Raw genomic sequence first — 16,893 nt, 5'->3', positions numbered from 1 at the left:
TGGGGATACGCTGCGCGAGGTTGCGTGATTGCGTGTTCGCGCTACGGGGTTGCGGGCAGGATCAGCGCGTCCAGCACCGCGACGCCTTGTCCTGCCTCTTTGATCAGCAATGGATTCACTTCAATTTCTGCCACTTCGGCGGGCGCCGCAAGCAGGGCATTGCCCACGGCGACGATGCTTCGGCATGCCGCAGCCAGATCGGCGCGGGGTTTTCCCCGGTAACCGTCCAGCAGCGGGTACGCCTTGAGTTCGCGCAGCATCTGCAAGGCGATGTCCTCATCCACGGGCAGCAAGCGGTGGCTGGTGTCCTGGTACAGCTCGGTCAGCACGCCGCCCAGGCCCACGGTCAGGACCGGGCCGAACACGGGATCGCGCGTGGCGCCCACGATGATTTCGGCCACGCCGCGCTCCATCTTCTGCACCATCACGCCGTCGATGCGCGCATCGGGCTGCGCCTGGCTGGCGGACTGGCGCACCTGGGCGCAAGCCGCCTGGACCGCCGCGTCGTCGGCCAGCCCCAGCGCCACGCCGCCGGCTTCGGTCTTGTGCGCGATGTCGGGGCTCAGTATCTTCAGCGCCACGGGATAGCCCGCGGCGCGCGCCTGGGCTACTGCCTCGCCAGCGTCGCGCGCGGCAGGCGCCATCGCCTGCGGCAGTCCGAAAGCGGCCACGTATGCACGCGCCTCGACTTCATTGCAGGGCAGCGCCGGCACGGGCGCCGCGTCCAGGCGCGGCATCGGCGCGATGCGCTTGGCGCCGCGCGCTTCGCACCACAGCAGGTACGGCGCCAGAGCGGACACGGCTTGCCCCAGGTCTTCGAACACGGCGACTTCCGCCTCGCGCAAGGCGGCGCGGCTTTGCGCCAGGCCGGTATCGATCGCGACGAACAAGCGCGCGTGCTGGCGCGAAGCCTCTGCCAGCGCGTCCGCCATGCGGTCCAGCATGTAACCCGGCGCATAGACCACCACCGCGTCGATCGCGTCCGTCGTCGCCAGCGCCTGCAGCACGGTACGCACGAAGTCCGGATCGTTGACTACGTTACCCGTCACGTCCACCGGGTTGCCGACCATGCCGTAATCGGGAATACCGCCGCGCAGCACCGCTTGCAGGGATTCGGGCAGATCGGGCAGGTCCAGCCCCGCGCCGATGAACTTGTCGGCCAGGATCGCGCCCAGCGCGCCCGACATCGTCAGCACGGCGACCCGTTTTCCCGCGCTGCGGTGGCGCAGCATCGCCAGGCTGGCCAGATGCGCCATCTGTGCGAAGTCCGACGCCTCGATGACGTTCAACTGGCGGAAGGCCGCCGCGTACACGCGCCGGTCCCCCGCCAGGGCGGAGGTGTGGGACCGCACCGCCTGCGCGCCCTTGTCGGTACTGCCCGCCTTCAGCGCGATCAGCAGCTTGCCCTGACGCTCAAGCTCGCGGCAGGCGCGCACGAAGCGGTCGCCGTCGCGCAACTGCTCGATGTAGCCCAGCACGATTTCCGTCTGTGGATCGGCCGCCAGATATTCCAGGTACTGCGAAAAATCCAGGCACGCTTCATTGCCGGTATTGATAAAGTGCGAAAACGGCAGGTCCAGCCTGCGCGCGATGGCGTACACCGCCGCACAGACGTTGCCGCTTTGCGTCAGCAGGCTGACGACGCCCGGGCCGGTTTGCGCCGGCGCCGTCTTGAAGACCGAGGCAAACGCCGTGTGCGCCTGCGTGTTCAGGTTGGCGAATCCCATGCAGTTCGGACCCGCCACGGCCATACCGCTTTCGGCGACGAAGGCTTCCAGTTCGTCCTGCAAGCGCGCACCCTCGCCGCCCGCCTCGGCAAAGCCGGCGGCATAGACAATGGCGGCGCGCACGCCTTTGGCGTGGCAGCGGCGCAGCATGGGCGTGACCTCGGCAGCGCCGATCGCCAGCACGGCCAGGTCCACCGGTTCAGGCACGGCTTCGATGTCCGGCCAGCAACGCTTGCCGAACACTTCCTGATACTTGGGGTTCACGGGATAGATGCCGCCGGCGTAACCGAAGCGGGTCAGGAGTTCCAGGGGCATGCCGCCGATGCGGCCGGCATTCGCGCTGGCGCCGATCATGGCGATGGACCCCGGGTTCAGCAGGCAATCCAAGGGCCTTCTCATGCGGCCTCGCCCTTCTTGTTGCGCTGGATGGCTTGGGCGAGCCCGCGCTCGCGCACCGCCTGGAATTCCTCGCTCAGGTGCGAGAGCTGGTGCGTGTCGAAGTGCGCCGACAGCGCCGTACGGAACCCTTGGGCGTCCGCGGTACGGTTCAGCGACCGCTTGATCAGGCGCAGGCCGAACGGCGGCGCCTGCGCGATGCGCCGCGCCAACGCCAGCGTGGCCTCATCCAGTTCGGCCTCGGACACGACGCGGTTCACCATGCCGATGCGCAGCGCTTCCTGCGCGTCGACCTTCTCGCCGGTGTAGAGCATTTCCTTGGCCTTGCGCAGGCCCATTACCCACGGATGGATCAGCACTTCGGTGGCGGCGGCTGCCAAGGTGTGGCCCACCGGATCCGAAAAGTATGCCGTGTCGGAACACACTACCAGGTCGCACATGTTGGCGATCATGAATCCGCCGGCGACGCAGGCACCCTGTACCTGGGCAACGGTCGGTTTCGGAAAGTCCCAGATGCGCAGGCAATAGCCGTAATAGCGGCGCGACTCGTAGTCCCAGCGCTCTTCCACGGTGAAGTCGGCGCGCTTGGCCTGGGCTTCCTTCAGGTCGTGGCCCGCCGAAAAATGCGCGCCGCGTCCGGCCAGCACCACGACCCGCACCGAATCGTCTTGCTCGGCGCGCGTCAGGGCGTCGTCCAGTTCATCCAGCATCTGCTGGCTTTGGGCATTGCGCGCGGACTCGCGCGCCAGGCTGATGCGGCATACCGAGTCAAAGCGCTCGACGGCCAGGGTGGCGTATTCCATAGTCTCCTCGTCTCTTGCTATGCCCGCGCTCGACACCGGCGCGGATCGACTGGATTGAATTAACGCACCTTAAATCCTAGAATACAAAATATTCGAATAATATTTCCCATAATATGAACAAACTAACTGCCACCGACGGCACGCAGAGCATGCGCCGCGCGCTTGGGCTGCTGCGCGTGCTGGCTCAACACCAGGAAGACGGCATCGACCTGCAAGGCGTGATGGGTGCCACCGGCCTGGAACGGTCGACCGCGCACCGGCTGCTGAGCTGCCTGCTGGAAGAACAGTTCGCCGAACGCGACAACAAGACCCGGCGGTACCGGCTGGGCGTGGATTCCATGCAGTTGGGGTTTGCTGCGCTACGGCGTACGCCCTTGCTGGACGCGCTGCGCCCCTTCGCGCAAAAGCTGGCGCGCCTGTCCGGCGATACGGTGTTTCTGGTCATCCGCCAGGGCGACTACGCCCTGTGCCTGTTGCGGGAAGCCGGGTCGTTTCCGGTGAAAGTGTTCACGATCGACCAGGGCGAACGACGCCTGCTGGGCGTGGGCGCCGGCGGCCTGGCACTGATGGCCAGCCTGCCGGACGAGGACATCGCGTCGCTATACGCCCGCCACGCGGCCAGCTACGCGCAGATCGGCGTGTCCAGCAGCGCCTTGATGAAGGCCGTGAAGCAGACGCGCACGGCCGGTTATTCCGAGATCGTGGATACGATCACGCCGGGCGTATCAGGGGTGGGGGTGGCGTTCCCGGTATCGGAACTGACCTGGGTGGCGTTCAGCTTCGGGGCGATCAGCAGCCGGCTGGACGGGCCACGCCGTGTGCAGATGGGCGCGCTGCTGCGCGCCGAGTGCCTGGCGTGGGCCCAGGACTACCTGGGCCACGCTTGAGGCGGCGCGTTCCGCCGCTGGCGGCGGAACGCGGTCGAGTCAAAGCGCCTGGATGGCCAGGCGCTTAAATGCGCTCGAAGATGGCGGCGATGCCTTGCCCGCCGCCGATGCACATCGTCACCAGCGCGTAGCGCCCGCCCACGCGTTGCAGTTCGTGCAGCGCCTTGACGGTGATGATCGCGCCGGTCGCGCCGATGGGATGGCCCAGGCCGATGCCGCTGCCGTTCGGATTGACCTTGGCCGGATCCAGCTTCAGCTCGCGCGACACGGCGCAGGCCTGCGCCGCGAAAGCTTCGTTGGCTTCGATGACGTCCAGCTGGTCCACGGTCAGGCCGGCGCGCTTGAGCGCGGCTTGCGTGGCCGGTACGGGGCCGATGCCCATGATGTCGGGGTCGACGCCTGCATGGGCGTAGGCGACCAGGCGGGCCAGCGGCTTGATGCCGCGCTTGGCTGCCAGCGAGGCGTTCATCAGCACCACGGCGCCCGCGCCGTCGTTCAGGCCCGACGCGTTGCCTGCCGTGACCGTGCCGTTCTCTTTCTGGAAGACCGGCTTGAGCGTAGCCATGGTGGCCGCCGATACATCGCGGCGCACGTGCTCATCGGTGTCGAACACGACTTCGCCCTTGCGCGTCTTCTGCACCACCGGCACGATCTGGTCGCGGAAGTAGCCAGCGTCGATGGCGGCTGCCGCGCGGCGATGCGATTCCGCAGCCAGCGCGTCCTGGTCCTGGCGGCTGATGCCGAACTTGGCCGCCACGTTCTCGGCGGTGACGCCCATGTGCATGCGGCCGAACGGATCCGACAGCGCGCCGGTCATCATGTCCAGCATGACGCTGTCGCCCATGCGGGCGCCCCAGCGCTGCGACGGCACGATGTAGGGAGCACGGCTCATGCTTTCTGCGCCTGCGCCGATCGCGATCTCGGCGTCGCCCAGCAGGATGGTCTGCGCTGCCGACACGATGGCCTGCAGGCCCGAACCGCACAGCCGGTTGACGTTGAAGGCAGGGGTTTCCTTGGCGATGCCGGCGTTCATGGCGGCCACGCGCGACAGGTACATGTCGCGCGGTTCGGTATTGATGACGTGGCCGACCGCGACATGGCCGACTTCGTCGCCCTTGACGCCGGCGCGTTCCAGCGCGGCACGGATGACGGTGGCGCCCAGGTCGCACGGCGGCACGTCTTTCAGCGCGCCCCCGAAGTCGCCGATGGCGGTGCGGACGGCCGAAGCGACGATGACTTCATTCATGGTGTTTCCTCCTTGTAATGCGTTCCATCATACCGCCGGCCAGCCGCCTCAGATCGTTCCCCGCCTCAGCCGCGGGGCTTGCGCGCGGCGCGCTGCGCGATGAAGGCGCCCACCGCCTGCGCGTGCGCGTCGGTCTTGTGCGCCAGCGCCTGGTACGCCGCCGACAGCTCCAGCAAGGTATCCAGCCGCACATGCTGGCTTTCGCGCAGCAGGCGCTTGGTCAGCCGTACCGCATCGGGGGAATTCGCCGCCATGCGCGCGGCCAGCGCATGGGCGGCGGGCAGCAGCTCGACCGCCGGCACCACCCGCGACACCAGCCCCCAATCCAGCGCCGTGCCCGCGTCGATGGCGTCGCCGGTAAACGACATTTCAGCCGCCCGCGCCGACCCGATCAGCCGCGGCAGGAACCAGGCGCCGCCGTCCCCGGGCACGATCCCCAGTTTGACGAAACTTTCTGCGAAGCTCGCCCCTTCCGCGGCAATGCGCACGTCGCACATGCAGGCCAGATCGCAGCCCGCGCCGACGGCAGGACCATTGACGGCGGCAATCGTCGGCACTTCCAAGGCATGCAGGGCCAGCGGCAGGCGCTGGATGCCGTGGCGGTATTCCTGGCGCAAGGCAGCGCTGCCGACCTCGGGGCCGATCTGCCGCTGCATATCGTTGATGTTGCCGCCGGAAGAAAACACGTTGCCGGCCGCCGTCAGGATCAGCACGCGCACAGCCGGGTCGCGCTCGATGCGCGCGAACGCCGCCAGCAGCTGGTCCACGATGCCGCTGCCGGTCAGTGCATTGCGCGTGGCCGGATCGTCTAGCGTCAGCGTCACAACGCCCTCCGCGCTTTGCTCGTAGTGCACAAGTTCCGTCATGCCTGTCTCCCCATGTTGAAGATGCCGGGTCAGCCGCCGTGCGCGAAGACCGATTCCGCAGCGTAGGCGTGGCGGCGGACGTCGTCCAATATTAGTTTTGGCGTTGGTGATACGAAATCGGTATCGAAAATCCCAAAAATAATATTGGACGGCCGCCGTCGCGCTCCGGGATAGTGGCCGTAGCCCCCCGTCAGTGTGCCCCTGACGGGCCGGCGCGGCACCGGAGGCCCCATGATCGATACGCTGGAACTCATCGCCATCCCGCCCGAGGATGAAGCCCTGCGCGCCGAGGTGCGCGCCTTTCTTGCCGACGCGCTTGACGGCCTGGAGCCCGACGAGCGCGCGCGGTCCTGGATGGGATACGACGCGGCCTTCAGCCGCCAGTTGGCCGAGCGCGGCTGGCTGGGCCTGACCCTGCCGCGGGAACATGGCGGCGCGGCGCGCGGCCACTTCGCGCGCTTCGTGCTGTCGGAAGAATTGCTGGGGGCGGGTGCGCCGGTGTCGGCCCACTGGATCGCGGACCGCCAAAGCGCGCCGCTGATCCACAAATACGGCACGGCGGACCAACAGGCGTTCTACCTGCCCCGCATCTGCCGGGCCGAGGCATTCTTCTGCATCGGCATGAGCGAACCGGGATCCGGTTCCGACCTGGCCAGCATCCGCAGCCGCGCCGAGCCCGTGGCTGACGGCTGGCGCCTGAACGGCAGCAAGATCTGGACAACCAACGCGCACCGCTCGCACTACATGATTGCGCTCGTGCGCACCTCCGGCACCGCGGACGACCGCCACCAAGGGCTGTCGCAACTCATCGTGGACCTGGCGCTGCCCGGCGTTTCCATCCGCCCCATCGAAGACCTGGCGGGCGATGCCCACTTTTCGGAAGTGTTCTTCGACAACGTCGAACTGCCCCACGACGCGCTGATCGGCGAAGCGGGTGCGGGCTGGGCCCAGGTGAACGCCGAACTCGCGTTCGAGCGCAGTGGCCCCGAACGCCTGTATTCCAGCATCGCGCTGCTCGAGTGCTGGTTGACGCATTGCCGCGGCTTGTCGGACAACGCCGGCGACCGCGCCACGCTGGGCAGCATCCTGTCGCAGATGGCGGTGCTGCGCGCCATGTCGCTGTCGGTGGCGGGCAAGCTGGCGGCGGGCGGCAGCCCCGCAACGGAAGCCGCGCTGGTCAAAGACCTGGGCACGGAACTGGAACAGCTTATTCCGCGCTTGATCGGCGATGCGCTGGGCCGCCGCCCCGATGTGCCGCCCCCGTTGCCGCTGCTACGCACGCTGGCGTACCTGGAACAGGTCAGCCCCACCTTTTCCTTGCGCGGCGGCACGCGCGAAATACTTCGCGGCATCATCGCCCGCGGTCTTGGCCTTCGATAAGGACGAACATCATGGACACTCTGCTTGGCGACGCCGCTGAACGCCTGTTCGCCCAGACTTGCTCGCCCGCGCTGATTCGCGGCATTGAACAAGGCCAACCAGCCGCCGCCGCGTGGCAAGCCTGCGAAGACGCCGGGTTCGCCGACGCGCTGGTCCCGGAGGCGCAGGGCGGCGCTGGGCTGGACCTGCCCGATGCGCTGCCCGTGATGCTGGCCGCCGGCCGCCACCTCTGCCCCTACCCGATCGCGCACACGATGCTGGCGCGCGCGTGGCTTGCCGGCGCGGGCCGCGCACGGCCAACGGGATCGATCGCCATCGCTCCGCACGGCCTGTCGATCCAGGGCAGACGCGTGATGGGCGCCAACGTGCCGTGGGTCCGCGTGGCGGACAACGTCCTGGCACACATCAACGGGCAAGCCTGGCTGCTGGCCACGCAAGCCGGCCAGGTCGAACCGAACGGCGTGCATGGCAGCCTGGACGGCGAGGCCTCGTGGGCACTGGCCGATGCGCAATGCCTGGGCAGCGGCAGTCTGCTGGACGAACTGGCGGCCGCCGCCTATGCCGGCCTGATGGCCGGCGCCATGGACCGAGTGCTCTCGCTGACGCTGGACTACGCCAACACGCGGGCGCAGTTCGGCAAGCCCATCGGCCGCTTCCAGGCCGTGCAGCAGCAGATCAGTGTGATGGCCGAACAGGTCTGGGCCGTCCGCATGGCCGCGCAGTTGGCGTTCCAAGGTGCAGGCGGCCGGCCACAGGCGATGCTGGCCGCGATGGGCAAGGCACGCGCCAGCTTGGCTGCGCCTGTCGTCGCCGACATCGCGCACGCGGTGCATGGCGCACTCGGCGTCACCGCGGAATACGACTTGCAGTTGTACACCCGGCGGCTGCGCGAGTGGCGGCTGGCCGGCGGGTCGGAATCCTATTGGCACGAACGCATCGGCGCCCATGCGCTGGCCAGCGGCGCGGATGCGCTGACCTACCTGCGCGCCGTATCATCCACGGGAACCATCCTCCCGGGCCGCCTTCATGGACTTCCGCCATCTACAACAGTTCCTGGTTCTTGCCGAGACGCTGAACTTCCATCGCGCGGCGGAAAAGCTGCACATGTCGCAGCCTCCGCTGTCGGTCTCGATCCGCAAGCTTGAAGAGATGGTGGGCGTGCCGCTGTTCGTGCGCGGCCGCCAAGGCGTGCAATTGACCGAAGCGGGCCTTGCCGCCCTGGACGAAGCGCGCCGCGCCCTGTTCCATGCCGAGCAGTTCCGGCTGGCCGCGCGCGCGGGCGCGGCGGGCGAAGGCGGCACCGTGCGAATCGGTTTCGTGGGGTCCGCCACGCACGGCATCCTGCCGCGCATCCTGCCTCTCTTTCGCCAACGTTATCCCGGCGTGACGGTCGTGCTGCGTGAAGCGACCTCAATCCGCATCATGCAGGACCTGGCGGAAGACACATTGGAGGTCGGCATCGTGCGCGTGCCGGTGGCCATGGGGTCAAACGTGCGCCTGGCCCCGCTGACCACCGAGAATTTCGCGCTGGCAGTGCCCAAGGGGCATCCGTTGGCGCGGCGCGGCCGCATCCGGCTGACAGACTTGGCAGACGAGGCCTTCATCATGTACACCGCGACGGAAGCCGCGGGCTTGCGCATGGCGGCGATCAACGCCTGCCAGTTGCGCGGCTTCACGCCCCGCATCACGCAGGAAGCGGTGCAGGTGCAAACGCTGCTGAGCCTGGTAGAAAGCGGGCTGGGCGTGGCGCTGGTACCCGCCGGCAGCCGTCGCCATCCCGGGCCCAATGTGATCTACAAGACGCTGGCCGATTTCCCTGCCGATGCTTCCATCGGCATGTCACTGGCATGGAATCCCGATACGGAACGCAGCGCCGCGCGCAACCTGCGCGAGATGGCCAGCCAGGCGTTCCGAGACAAGCCCGCCAAATATCCGGTGCCGCGCTTGCGGCAAGGTGGCCGGCAGGCTTAGGATGGAGCATGGTCGCGCCACAGCACCCCGCGGGGCTGGGCGTGCGGCGCGCGGTCCAACGTTGAACCTTGCCAGCGATTCGGGAGCACATCGTGAAGACAGTTGCTGAGATTCTCAGGGAAAAGCCGAACCAGTCCGTCGTAACGGTTTCACCGGACTCATCGGTGTACGACGCCATCAAGACCATGGCCGAGCGCAGCATCGGCGCGGTGGTGGTCGTAGAGGGCGATACCGTGCTGGGCATGCTGTCCGAGCGGGACTATGCCCGCAAAGTCGTCCTGCAAGACCGCTCGTCGCGCAGCACCAAGGTGCGCGACATCATGACGGACTCGGTCTATTACGTGGGTCCCGGCGATACGCGCGAGCACTGTATGGCCATGATGACCGAGCGGCACTTTCGCCATCTTCCGGTCATCGACAATGAAAAATTGATCGGGCTGCTGTCCATTGGCGACCTGGTCAAGGACGTCATGAGCGAACAGAAGTTCATCATCCACGAATTGGAACGCTACATCAGCGGCGGCCACGCCTGACGCATTGCCGCGGCGCCGATGGCCAAGCGGCGGGTCAGCCCGCCGCCAGGATCCGCGCCGCCGGCACGATCAGCCCCAACCCGGCGGCCAAGAGCAGCACAAAGACCATGCGCTTGATGGTCTTCATCGAACCTGCCGAACCATAACGGCGCGCCACCCAGGTCACGGCGATCACGACCGGAAATGCCTGCACGCTGAGCCAGAACGACGACGCCATGAACGCCCCTTGTCCGGTCACCAGGCCCAAGCGCACCACGGCGTTCAGCGAAAACAGCACCAGCAGGCTGTTGCGGATGGACGCCAGCGGCAAGGGCTGGCGATACAGGTGATAGACCATCGGCGGGCCGGCACTTGAGAACAAGCCGCCCAGCACGCCGGATATCCCTCCGAAGAATACGAATGACGCCTTGGACGACAGCCGCTCCAGCGGTTTGGCGCGCGCCACCAGCAGGACGGCGCAAGCCAGGATCGTGACACCCAGCAGCAGTTGCAGCAGCACCGTCGTCGACCCGCTGATCCACGTCAGCACGGCCACGCCCACGCCGACTCCCACCAGGCTGGCCGTCATGGCCGGCCCCATCAGCGACCAGTTCACCTGCGGCTTGGCGCGCGCCAGCGTCACGGCGGCATTCACCAGCGACAGCACGCTGACCACGTTCGCCACTTCGGACACCGACGCCAACTGGAATACGCCCGACAACCCCAGCAGAACGAGCCCGAACGCAAAGCCGGTCATGGTCTGGGCATAGGTGGCAAGCGCCACGCAGGCCAGGAACAGCAGATGTTGGGAGATGCTCATGCGTCGGGGATGTCGGAGGGCGGGCACGGATGGCGTGCGCGGCGCGGGGCTTTCCAAGGCGGCGATGATATCACCGGGGTATCGGCGCCCCCTCCCGGCGTCGCGCGTGCCGCAATCACATATCTTGTCACAAATAGAAGCGTCCCTGCACCCCGTCCCCGACGGACTGCCGCTATTCTTGCCGCCCTGTCAGTCCTTGCCGGTTAGACCTCGCCTGAATGACGCCCAAACACACCACGATCAATACCGTGACCCTGACCTGCTCGACTTGCGGCAGCGCTCAGTTCACCAAATTGGCCCCCAACGAATACCGCTGCAACCACTGCCACGCCTTGACGCTGGTAGAGGACGATGTCGCCCAGCGGCTGGAAAAGATCCTGCGCGGCATGCAGCAACCCAGCCCGACGCCGCAGGTCAAGCCTGCCGTGCTGGCGGCCATCGGCTTGGCCGTGGCGGCGGTGATCGCCATTCCCCTGGTGGCCTCGCTGCTGAGTTCAGGCCGTTCGCCGGTGCCGCAACGCCTGGTGCAACCGCCGCCGATCGATGCGTCGCTGGTGAAGCTGACCGACGTGCGCGAGGTACAGCAGCGCGGCCGCAAGCAGCTTGTCATGATGATGCGCAACGAGACCGGCAAGAAGATCGACGCGCCGCGCGTGACGGCGACCTTCTTCCAGGGCGAATTGACGCTGTCGTCGTCCTGGGGGTCGCCCTCGGCGCGCAGCTTGCAGCCTGGCGAATACGCCCCCGTGCTGATTTCCGTGCCGGACAAGGCCTACAGCCGCTACACGCTGGAAGTCGCCACCCCCTCGCCCGCGCGCGGCAAGAACAACGATGTGGCGCCCAGCAAGGTGCAACTGGTGCGCAACGACGGGTCGTACCGGCTGGTCGGCCTGCTGAAGAACCAGGGCGCGACAGAGGCCAACAGCACCCAGATCACCGTCATCCTCTACGGCGACGACGGCGCGATGATCGGCACCGGCAACGGCTACGCCACCGCCAGCCCTCTGGCGCCCGGCGCGCTGACGTCGTTCGACGTGCACTGCGAGATGCTCGGCGACGGCAACGTCGCGTCCTACGATTACATGGTGCAAAGTGAACGCTGACCGCTCCGAAGCGAAACCCCTGTCCCGGCCGGCCAAGGCCGGGCTGGTGCTGATCATCCTGGCCGCCATTGGCTTCGCGCTGTACAAGCACACCCCCGTGGGGCCCTGGGCCATGCAGAAATTCGCGCCCGCCCCCGCGCCGCAAGCCGCGGCCTCGTCCAAGGACACCGCGCCCAAAGAGGCGGGTCCTGCCAGCCGCATCGTGCGGGTCAGCCCGGCCAATACCCGGGTCATCGACCAGGTGCGCTTGACCACCGAAGAACTGCTGGACCCGGACTTTGCCCTGTTCGACCCGAAAGCGTTCAGCCTGTCCGCGCCGCGCCGGCTGCTGGACGAAATCGAACGCCCCGTTTTGTATACCGAGCTCGTCAACACCAGCGACACCTATGTGGCCCTGTCGCCACGGGTGAAAATCGCCGTCTTCGACGGGTCGCGCGCGGTGGACTTGCGCCAGGAATGGGAACTGCCTACCCACCTGTATCCGGGCGAGCGGGTGCCGGTGGCGCTGCCGGGCGGCCGCTATGACCGCGTGACCGAGATGAAGGCGGATTGGCGGCCCGTCAAGCGCGCTGCGATGCCCGGCCCCCGCCCCAAGCTGGCCGTCACGGTGGAGAACACCGAGGCCAACATCGGCACAGGCACCCTCAATTTCAGCTACCGCTACCGTTACAAGTACGTCACCGTCCACGGCCGGGTACGCAATGAGGACCAGGCGGAGGTCGACAACGTGCGGGTCTGGATCAGCTTGTACGACGCCCAGGACCAGTTGTCCGGCGCCACGTTCAAGGAACTGCGGCTGCCCAAGCTCAAGCCGGGCGAGAGCGCGCCATTCGAAGCCCAGGTCAAGCAATACGGCGGCAATTTCGCCCGGGTAGGCCTGGTCTACGACGCCGTGGCTCGCTAAGCCGGGAACGGGCGCCGCCTCTGCGCGCCTGACGAAAAAGGCGGCTCACGGGGCCGCCTTTTTCTTGCCCGCCCCGCACAGCCGCCCGCACGCCGTCGCCCGCAAGCAACAGCTATCGGCCCAAGTCTTATATAAGATATAAGACATTTGCTTGCGCCCCCCTCTTCCCTCTACAATTCCGCCAACAACCCTTCTTCCAACCCGACTTTGAGCAGGCCTCACATGCTGGATAACTACCGCCAACACGTTGCCGAACGCGCGGCTCTGGGGATTCCCCCGCTGCCCCTTACGGCTAAACAAACCGCTGAACTGATCGAACTGCTGAAGAACCCGCCTGCTGGCGAGGAGCAGAATCTGGTCGAACTGCTGACCTACCGTGTGCCGGCCGGCGTGGACGATGCCGCCAAGGTCAAGGCGTCCTACCTGGCCGCCGTGGCGCTGGGCAAGGAAGCTTGTGCGCTGATCAGCCGTGCCAAGGCGACGGAACTGCTGGGCACGATGCTCGGCGGCTACAACATTGGCCCGCTGGTCGACCTGCTGGATGATGCGGAAATCGGCACCATCGCCGCCGATGCGCTGAAAAAGACCCTGTTGATGTTCGACGCCTTCCATGACGTGAAGGAAAAGGCCGACCGCGGCAACGCCAACGCCAAGTCCGTGCTGCAAAGCTGGGCGGATGCCGAATGGTTCACCAGCCGTCCGGAACTGCCGGAAAGCCTGACCATCACCGTCTTCAAGGTGCCGGGCGAAACCAACACCGACGACCTGTCGCCGGCGCCTGACGCCACGACCCGCCCCGACATCCCGATGCACGCCCTGGCGATGCTGAAGAACAAGCGCGACGGCGCCGCGTTCGAACCGGAAGAAGACGGCAAGCGCGGCCCGGTCAAGTTCATCGAATCGCTGAAGGAAAAGGGCCACCTGGTCGCCTACGTGGGCGACGTGGTCGGCACGGGTTCGTCGCGCAAGTCGGCCACCAACTCGGTCCTGTGGTTCACGGGCGAAGACATCCCCTTCGTGCCGAACAAGCGCTTTGGCGGCGTGTGCCTGGGCAACAAGATCGCCCCGATCTTCTACAACACGATGGAAGACGCCGGCGCCCTGCCGATCGAGCTCGACGTTTCCAAGATGGAAATGGGTGACGTGGTCGAACTGCGCCCCTACGAAGGCAAGGCACTGAAGAACGGCGAAGTCATCGCTGAATTCGAAGTGAAGTCCGACGTGCTGTTCGACGAAGTGCGCGCCGGCGGCCGCATTCCGCTGATCATCGGCCGCGGCCTGACCAGCAAGGCGCGCGAAGCGCTGGGCCTGGCCCCGTCGACGCTGTTCCGCCTGCCCAAGGATCCGGTCGACACCGGCCGCGGCTACACGCTGGCCCAGAAGATGGTCGGCCGCGCCTGCGGCCTGCCGGAAGGCCGCGGTATCCGCCCGGGCACCTACTGCGAACCGAAGATGACCTCGGTCGGCAGCCAGGACACCACCGGCCCGATGACCCGCGACGAACTGAAAGACCTGGCTTGCCTGGGCTTCTCGGCCGATCTGGTGATGCAGTCGTTCTGCCACACCGCCGCCTACCCGAAGCCCGTGGACGTCAAGACGCATCACACGCTGCCGGAATTCATCAGCACCCGCGGCGGCATTTCGCTGCGCCCGGGTGATGGCGTGATCCACTCGTGGCTGAACCGCATGCTGTTGCCCGACACCGTCGGCACCGGCGGCGACTCGCACACCCGTTTCCCGATCGGCATCTCGTTCCCGGCCGGTTCGGGCCTGGTGGCCTTTGCCGCCGCCACGGGCGTGATGCCCCTGGACATGCCGGAATCGGTGCTGGTCCGCTTCAAGGGCAAGCTGCAGCCTGGCGTCACCCTGCGCGACCTGGTCAACGCCATCCCGCTGTACGCCATCAAGCAAGGCCTGCTGACGGTTGCCAAGCAAGGCAAGAAGAACATCTTCTCCGGCCGCATCCTGGAAATCGAAGGCCTGCCCGACCTGAAGGTCGAACAAGCCTTTGAACTGTCGGACGCTTCCGCAGAACGTTCGGCCGCCGGCTGCTCGGTGCACCTGAACAAGGAACCGATCATCGAGTACATCAACAGCAACATCGTGATGTTGAAGTGGATGATCGCCAACGGCTACGAAGACGAGCGCACGCTGGGCCGCCGCATCAAGGCCATGGAAGCCTGGCTGGCTGATCCCCAGCTGCTGGCTCCGGATGCCGACGCCGAATACGCCGCCGTCATCGAAATCGATCTGGCCGACGTGCACGAGCCCATCGTGGCCTGCCCGAACGACCCGGACGACGTCAAGACGCTGTCGGAAGTCGCCGGCGCCAAGATCGACGAAGTGTTCATCGGCAGCTGCATGACCAACATCGGCCACTTCCGCGCAGCCTCCAAGCTGCTGGAAGGAAAGCGCGACATCCCGGTCAAGCTGTGGGTCGCCCCGCCGACCAAGATGGATGCCACGCAACTGACCGAAGAAGGCCACTACGGCGTCTTCGGCACGGCCGGCGCACGCACGGAAATGCCGGGCTGCTCGCTGTGCATGGGCAACCAGGCACAAGTGCGCGAAGGCGCGACCGTCATGTCGACCAGCACCCGCAACTTCCCGAACCGCCTGGGCAAGAACACGAACGTGTACCTGGGTTCGGCCGAGCTGGCCGCCATCTGCTCGAAGCTGGGCCGCATCCCGACCAAGGACGAGTACATGGCAGATATGGGCGTCATCAACAAGAGCGGCGACCAGATCTACCAATACCTGAACTTCGACAAGATCGCGGACTACAAGGACGTGGCGGACGTGATCGAGGTCTAAGCCTCGCGCGATAGCCAGGTTTCCAGCCTGCACGACGGCCCCGGAGCGATCCGGGGCCGTTTTTCTTTGGCCGCCGCAAACGGATGCCGACCGAGCGGGTCAAAAAATTTCAGGGACGGAACTTTTCCGGCGATACGTTTTCATACAATCGCGCTACCTTGTGACACTTGGCCCTTAACCCGGCGCGGCTTGCCCCCTGCGCCCCCCTTATCCAGGAGGACGCCTGCCAATGACCCGGCTTTTGCTGCCGCCGCTGCTACTGCTGGCGCTTGCCGGTTGCGCCACCGCGCCGCCATCCAATCCCGAGAACATCTGCGCGATCTTCCGCGAAAAGCCCGACTGGCACGACGCCGCCCTGAAAGTGCAGAAGAAGTGGGGCGCCCCCGTCCCGGTGCCGATGGCCATGATGTACCAGGAGTCCTCGTTCAAGCAGGACGCCGTGCCGCCCCGCTACTACTTCCTGGGCATCATCCCCTGGGGCCGCGTCAGTTCCGCCTACGGCTATGCGCAAGCCAAGGACGAAACCTGGGCCGACTACAAGAAAGAGGCCGGCGGCTGGGGCTCCAGCCGAGACAACTTCGCCGACGCGCTGGATTTCATGGGCTGGTACATGAGCAAGTCGCAGCGCATCAACGGGGTATCGAAGTGGGATGCCTACGGCCAATACTTGAATTACCACGAAGGCTGGACGGGCTACCGCAACCGCAGCTACGACCGCAAGGCATGGCTGAAGACGGTGTCGCAAAAGGTGCAGGCGCGCGCGGAGAAGTTCACGTCGCAGTACAAGAGCTGCGAGGCGGATCTGACGCGGGGGGGATGGTTCTGGTGAAGAGGCGGCCTTAGCGCCGGCACTCGGGGACCGGCTTGCCGCTCAAGCCAGTGCCGCCAAATGTTCCACCGTTTCCGGGTACTTCTCCACCAAGCGGATGAGTGTTGTCGCCTGAGCATTGGGTTTTGCCCTGCCCTGCTCCCAGTTTTCAAGCGTACGAGCATTGGTCCGCAAGTACATGGCGAACACCGGCCGCGACATATTCAGGCGCTCCCGGATGGCGACCAGTTCGTCCGCCGAAATCGCCGCCAGCTCGCTCAAGCGGACCTTATGCGACCTAAGCGTGGCCTTCCCGTTGCGCTCGTCAGCCAACGCCGTGAACCCTTCAGTCAGCTCGGCAAAAATGTCGCGTTTCATCAGCATGTCCTTTCTCTCAATTCGGCTGCCAACAGCCCCTCAAGTGCCTTTCGTTGAACAGCACTCAGATCGTCCTGCTCGTCTTTGCCATAAACGGTGAAGAGCCAGAACTGCGCCCCCCCGGACCACCAGTAATAAATGACGCGAAGACCGCCTCGCTTGCCCTTCTGCCGGCGTAAGTCGGCAAAGCGGACTTTGCGAAGGCCGCCGGCCTTTTGTATCAGCTCGCCGGCCGTTGGATTGCGCAGCAACATGACTTGCAAGGCCAAGAATCCGGT

The 16,893-nt window shown here is 66.2% G+C and carries 16 protein-coding genes; 9 read left to right on the top strand and 7 right to left on the bottom strand.

All coding sequences use genetic code 11. The features are described from left to right. Positions 1–41 precede the first annotated feature (41 nt). Together AC3WMU_RS00990 and AC3WMU_RS00985 are read right to left on the bottom strand one after the other, a co-directional pair. A complete protein-coding gene (locus AC3WMU_RS00990; RefSeq protein WP_492281658.1) occupies positions 42–2,126 on the bottom strand; it encodes an acetate--CoA ligase family protein in 2,085 nt (694 codons plus the stop codon). Next, positions 2,123–2,926, bottom strand: coding sequence for an enoyl-CoA hydratase (locus AC3WMU_RS00985; RefSeq protein WP_492281657.1), 804 nt, complete (start codon positions 2,924–2,926; stop codon positions 2,123–2,125). The genes AC3WMU_RS00990 and AC3WMU_RS00985 overlap by 4 nt, the downstream gene beginning before the upstream one ends. Positions 2,927–3,039: 113 nt before the next feature. On the opposite strand from AC3WMU_RS00985, the gene AC3WMU_RS00980 reads away from it, so the two are divergent. Continuing rightward, entirely contained in the window at positions 3,040–3,813 is a 774-nt protein-coding gene (locus AC3WMU_RS00980) for an IclR family transcriptional regulator (protein WP_006225633.1), read from the top strand. 64 nt (positions 3,814–3,877) lie between these two features. Here the strand turns inward: AC3WMU_RS00980 and bktB are convergent, their stop codons facing one another. Both bktB and AC3WMU_RS00970 read right to left on the bottom strand, forming a co-directional pair. Further along, positions 3,878–5,059, bottom strand: coding sequence for a beta-ketothiolase BktB (gene bktB / locus AC3WMU_RS00975; protein ID WP_006225632.1), 1,182 nt, complete (start codon positions 5,057–5,059; stop codon positions 3,878–3,880). Positions 5,060–5,124: 65 nt separating this feature from the next. After that, on the bottom strand, positions 5,125–5,925 hold the full coding sequence (locus AC3WMU_RS00970; protein WP_427962466.1) for a crotonase/enoyl-CoA hydratase family protein: 801 nt from the start codon (positions 5,923–5,925) through the stop codon (positions 5,125–5,127). A 231-nt stretch (positions 5,926–6,156) separates the two neighbouring features. On the opposite strand from AC3WMU_RS00970, the gene AC3WMU_RS00965 reads away from it, so the two are divergent. The 4 genes from AC3WMU_RS00965 to AC3WMU_RS00950 all read left to right on the top strand — a co-directional run bounded on the left by AC3WMU_RS00965 (position 6,157) and on the right by AC3WMU_RS00950 (position 9,809). Next, a complete protein-coding gene (locus AC3WMU_RS00965; protein WP_492281656.1) occupies positions 6,157–7,305 on the top strand; it encodes an acyl-CoA dehydrogenase family protein in 1,149 nt (382 codons plus the stop codon). Positions 7,306–7,316: 11 nt separating this feature from the next. Next, the gene (locus AC3WMU_RS00960) at positions 7,317–8,450 is read left to right on the top strand and encodes an acyl-CoA dehydrogenase family protein (RefSeq protein WP_492281655.1); all 1,134 of its coding nucleotides are present in this window, start codon (positions 7,317–7,319) and stop codon (positions 8,448–8,450) included. Further along, complete coding sequence (locus AC3WMU_RS00955; protein WP_492281654.1) at positions 8,332–9,276, top strand: LysR family transcriptional regulator; 945 nt, start codon at positions 8,332–8,334, stop codon at positions 9,274–9,276. The genes AC3WMU_RS00960 and AC3WMU_RS00955 overlap by 119 nt, the downstream gene beginning before the upstream one ends. Before the next feature lie 92 nt (positions 9,277–9,368). Continuing rightward, a complete protein-coding gene (locus AC3WMU_RS00950) occupies positions 9,369–9,809 on the top strand; it encodes a CBS domain-containing protein (RefSeq protein ID WP_006225627.1) in 441 nt (146 codons plus the stop codon). Positions 9,810–9,843: 34 nt separating this feature from the next. Here the strand turns inward: AC3WMU_RS00950 and AC3WMU_RS00945 are convergent, their stop codons facing one another. Continuing rightward, positions 9,844–10,608 carry a TSUP family transporter gene (locus AC3WMU_RS00945; protein WP_006225626.1) on the bottom strand — a complete coding sequence of 255 codons (765 nt, stop codon included), beginning with the start codon at positions 10,606–10,608 and terminating at the stop codon, positions 9,844–9,846. 218 nt (positions 10,609–10,826) lie between these two features. Here AC3WMU_RS00945 and AC3WMU_RS00940 point away from each other — a divergent pair, with 218 nt between their 5' ends. From AC3WMU_RS00940 to AC3WMU_RS00925, 4 genes are all read left to right on the top strand, one after another. Next, complete coding sequence (locus AC3WMU_RS00940; RefSeq protein ID WP_280026769.1) at positions 10,827–11,711, top strand: FxLYD domain-containing protein; 885 nt, start codon at positions 10,827–10,829, stop codon at positions 11,709–11,711. Then, the gene (locus tag AC3WMU_RS00935) at positions 11,701–12,615 is read left to right on the top strand and encodes an FxLYD domain-containing protein (RefSeq protein ID WP_280026770.1); all 915 of its coding nucleotides are present in this window, start codon (positions 11,701–11,703) and stop codon (positions 12,613–12,615) included. The genes AC3WMU_RS00940 and AC3WMU_RS00935 overlap by 11 nt, the downstream gene beginning before the upstream one ends. A 222-nt stretch (positions 12,616–12,837) precedes the next feature. Then, the gene (gene acnB / locus AC3WMU_RS00930) at positions 12,838–15,429 is read left to right on the top strand and encodes a bifunctional aconitate hydratase 2/2-methylisocitrate dehydratase (RefSeq protein ID WP_280026771.1); all 2,592 of its coding nucleotides are present in this window, start codon (positions 12,838–12,840) and stop codon (positions 15,427–15,429) included. A gap of 229 nt (positions 15,430–15,658) precedes the next feature. Further along, positions 15,659–16,258 (top strand): transglycosylase SLT domain-containing protein, encoded by a 600-nt coding sequence (locus AC3WMU_RS00925; protein ID WP_280026772.1) that lies wholly within the window; start codon positions 15,659–15,661, stop codon positions 16,256–16,258. 42 nt (positions 16,259–16,300) lie between these two features. Here AC3WMU_RS00925 and AC3WMU_RS00920 read toward each other — a convergent pair whose 3' ends face one another. Both AC3WMU_RS00920 and AC3WMU_RS00915 read right to left on the bottom strand, forming a co-directional pair. After that, the gene (locus tag AC3WMU_RS00920; RefSeq protein WP_035213531.1) at positions 16,301–16,615 is read right to left on the bottom strand and encodes a helix-turn-helix domain-containing protein; all 315 of its coding nucleotides are present in this window, start codon (positions 16,613–16,615) and stop codon (positions 16,301–16,303) included. Continuing rightward, positions 16,615–16,884 carry a toxin gene (locus AC3WMU_RS00915; RefSeq protein ID WP_234704808.1) on the bottom strand — a complete coding sequence of 90 codons (270 nt, stop codon included), beginning with the start codon at positions 16,882–16,884 and terminating at the stop codon, positions 16,615–16,617. The genes AC3WMU_RS00920 and AC3WMU_RS00915 overlap by 1 nt, the downstream gene beginning before the upstream one ends. Positions 16,885–16,893: the final 9 nt, after the last annotated feature.

The sequence above is a fragment of the Achromobacter sp. FW305-C-13 genome (genome assembly GCF_058783475.1).
Note: the sequence above shows the minus strand (reverse complement) of the source record. Positions and strands in the feature narration are given on the sequence as shown.

Bases quoted from the DNA above. Each gene is read 5' to 3' on its own strand.
- AC3WMU_RS00990 (WP_492281658.1), bottom strand. From the start codon at position 2,126: ATGAGAAGGCCCTTGGATTGCCTGCTGAACCCGGGGTCCATCGCCATG.
- AC3WMU_RS00985 (WP_492281657.1), bottom strand. From the start codon at position 2,926: ATGGAATACGCCACCCTGGCCGTCGAGCGCTTTGACTCGGTATGCCGC.
- AC3WMU_RS00980 (WP_006225633.1), top strand. From the start codon at position 3,040: ATGAACAAACTAACTGCCACCGACGGCACGCAGAGCATGCGCCGCGCG.
- bktB (WP_006225632.1), bottom strand. From the start codon at position 5,059: ATGAATGAAGTCATCGTCGCTTCGGCCGTCCGCACCGCCATCGGCGAC.
- AC3WMU_RS00970 (WP_427962466.1), bottom strand. From the start codon at position 5,925: ATGACGGAACTTGTGCACTACGAGCAAAGCGCGGAGGGCGTTGTGACG.
- AC3WMU_RS00965 (WP_492281656.1), top strand. From the start codon at position 6,157: ATGATCGATACGCTGGAACTCATCGCCATCCCGCCCGAGGATGAAGCC.
- AC3WMU_RS00960 (WP_492281655.1), top strand. From the start codon at position 7,317: ATGGACACTCTGCTTGGCGACGCCGCTGAACGCCTGTTCGCCCAGACT.
- AC3WMU_RS00955 (WP_492281654.1), top strand. From the start codon at position 8,332: ATGGACTTCCGCCATCTACAACAGTTCCTGGTTCTTGCCGAGACGCTG.
- AC3WMU_RS00945 (WP_006225626.1), bottom strand. From the start codon at position 10,608: ATGAGCATCTCCCAACATCTGCTGTTCCTGGCCTGCGTGGCGCTTGCC.
- AC3WMU_RS00940 (WP_280026769.1), top strand. From the start codon at position 10,827: ATGACGCCCAAACACACCACGATCAATACCGTGACCCTGACCTGCTCG.
- acnB (WP_280026771.1), top strand. From the start codon at position 12,838: ATGCTGGATAACTACCGCCAACACGTTGCCGAACGCGCGGCTCTGGGG.
- AC3WMU_RS00925 (WP_280026772.1), top strand. From the start codon at position 15,659: ATGACCCGGCTTTTGCTGCCGCCGCTGCTACTGCTGGCGCTTGCCGGT.
- AC3WMU_RS00920 (WP_035213531.1), bottom strand. From the start codon at position 16,615: ATGAAACGCGACATTTTTGCCGAGCTGACTGAAGGGTTCACGGCGTTG.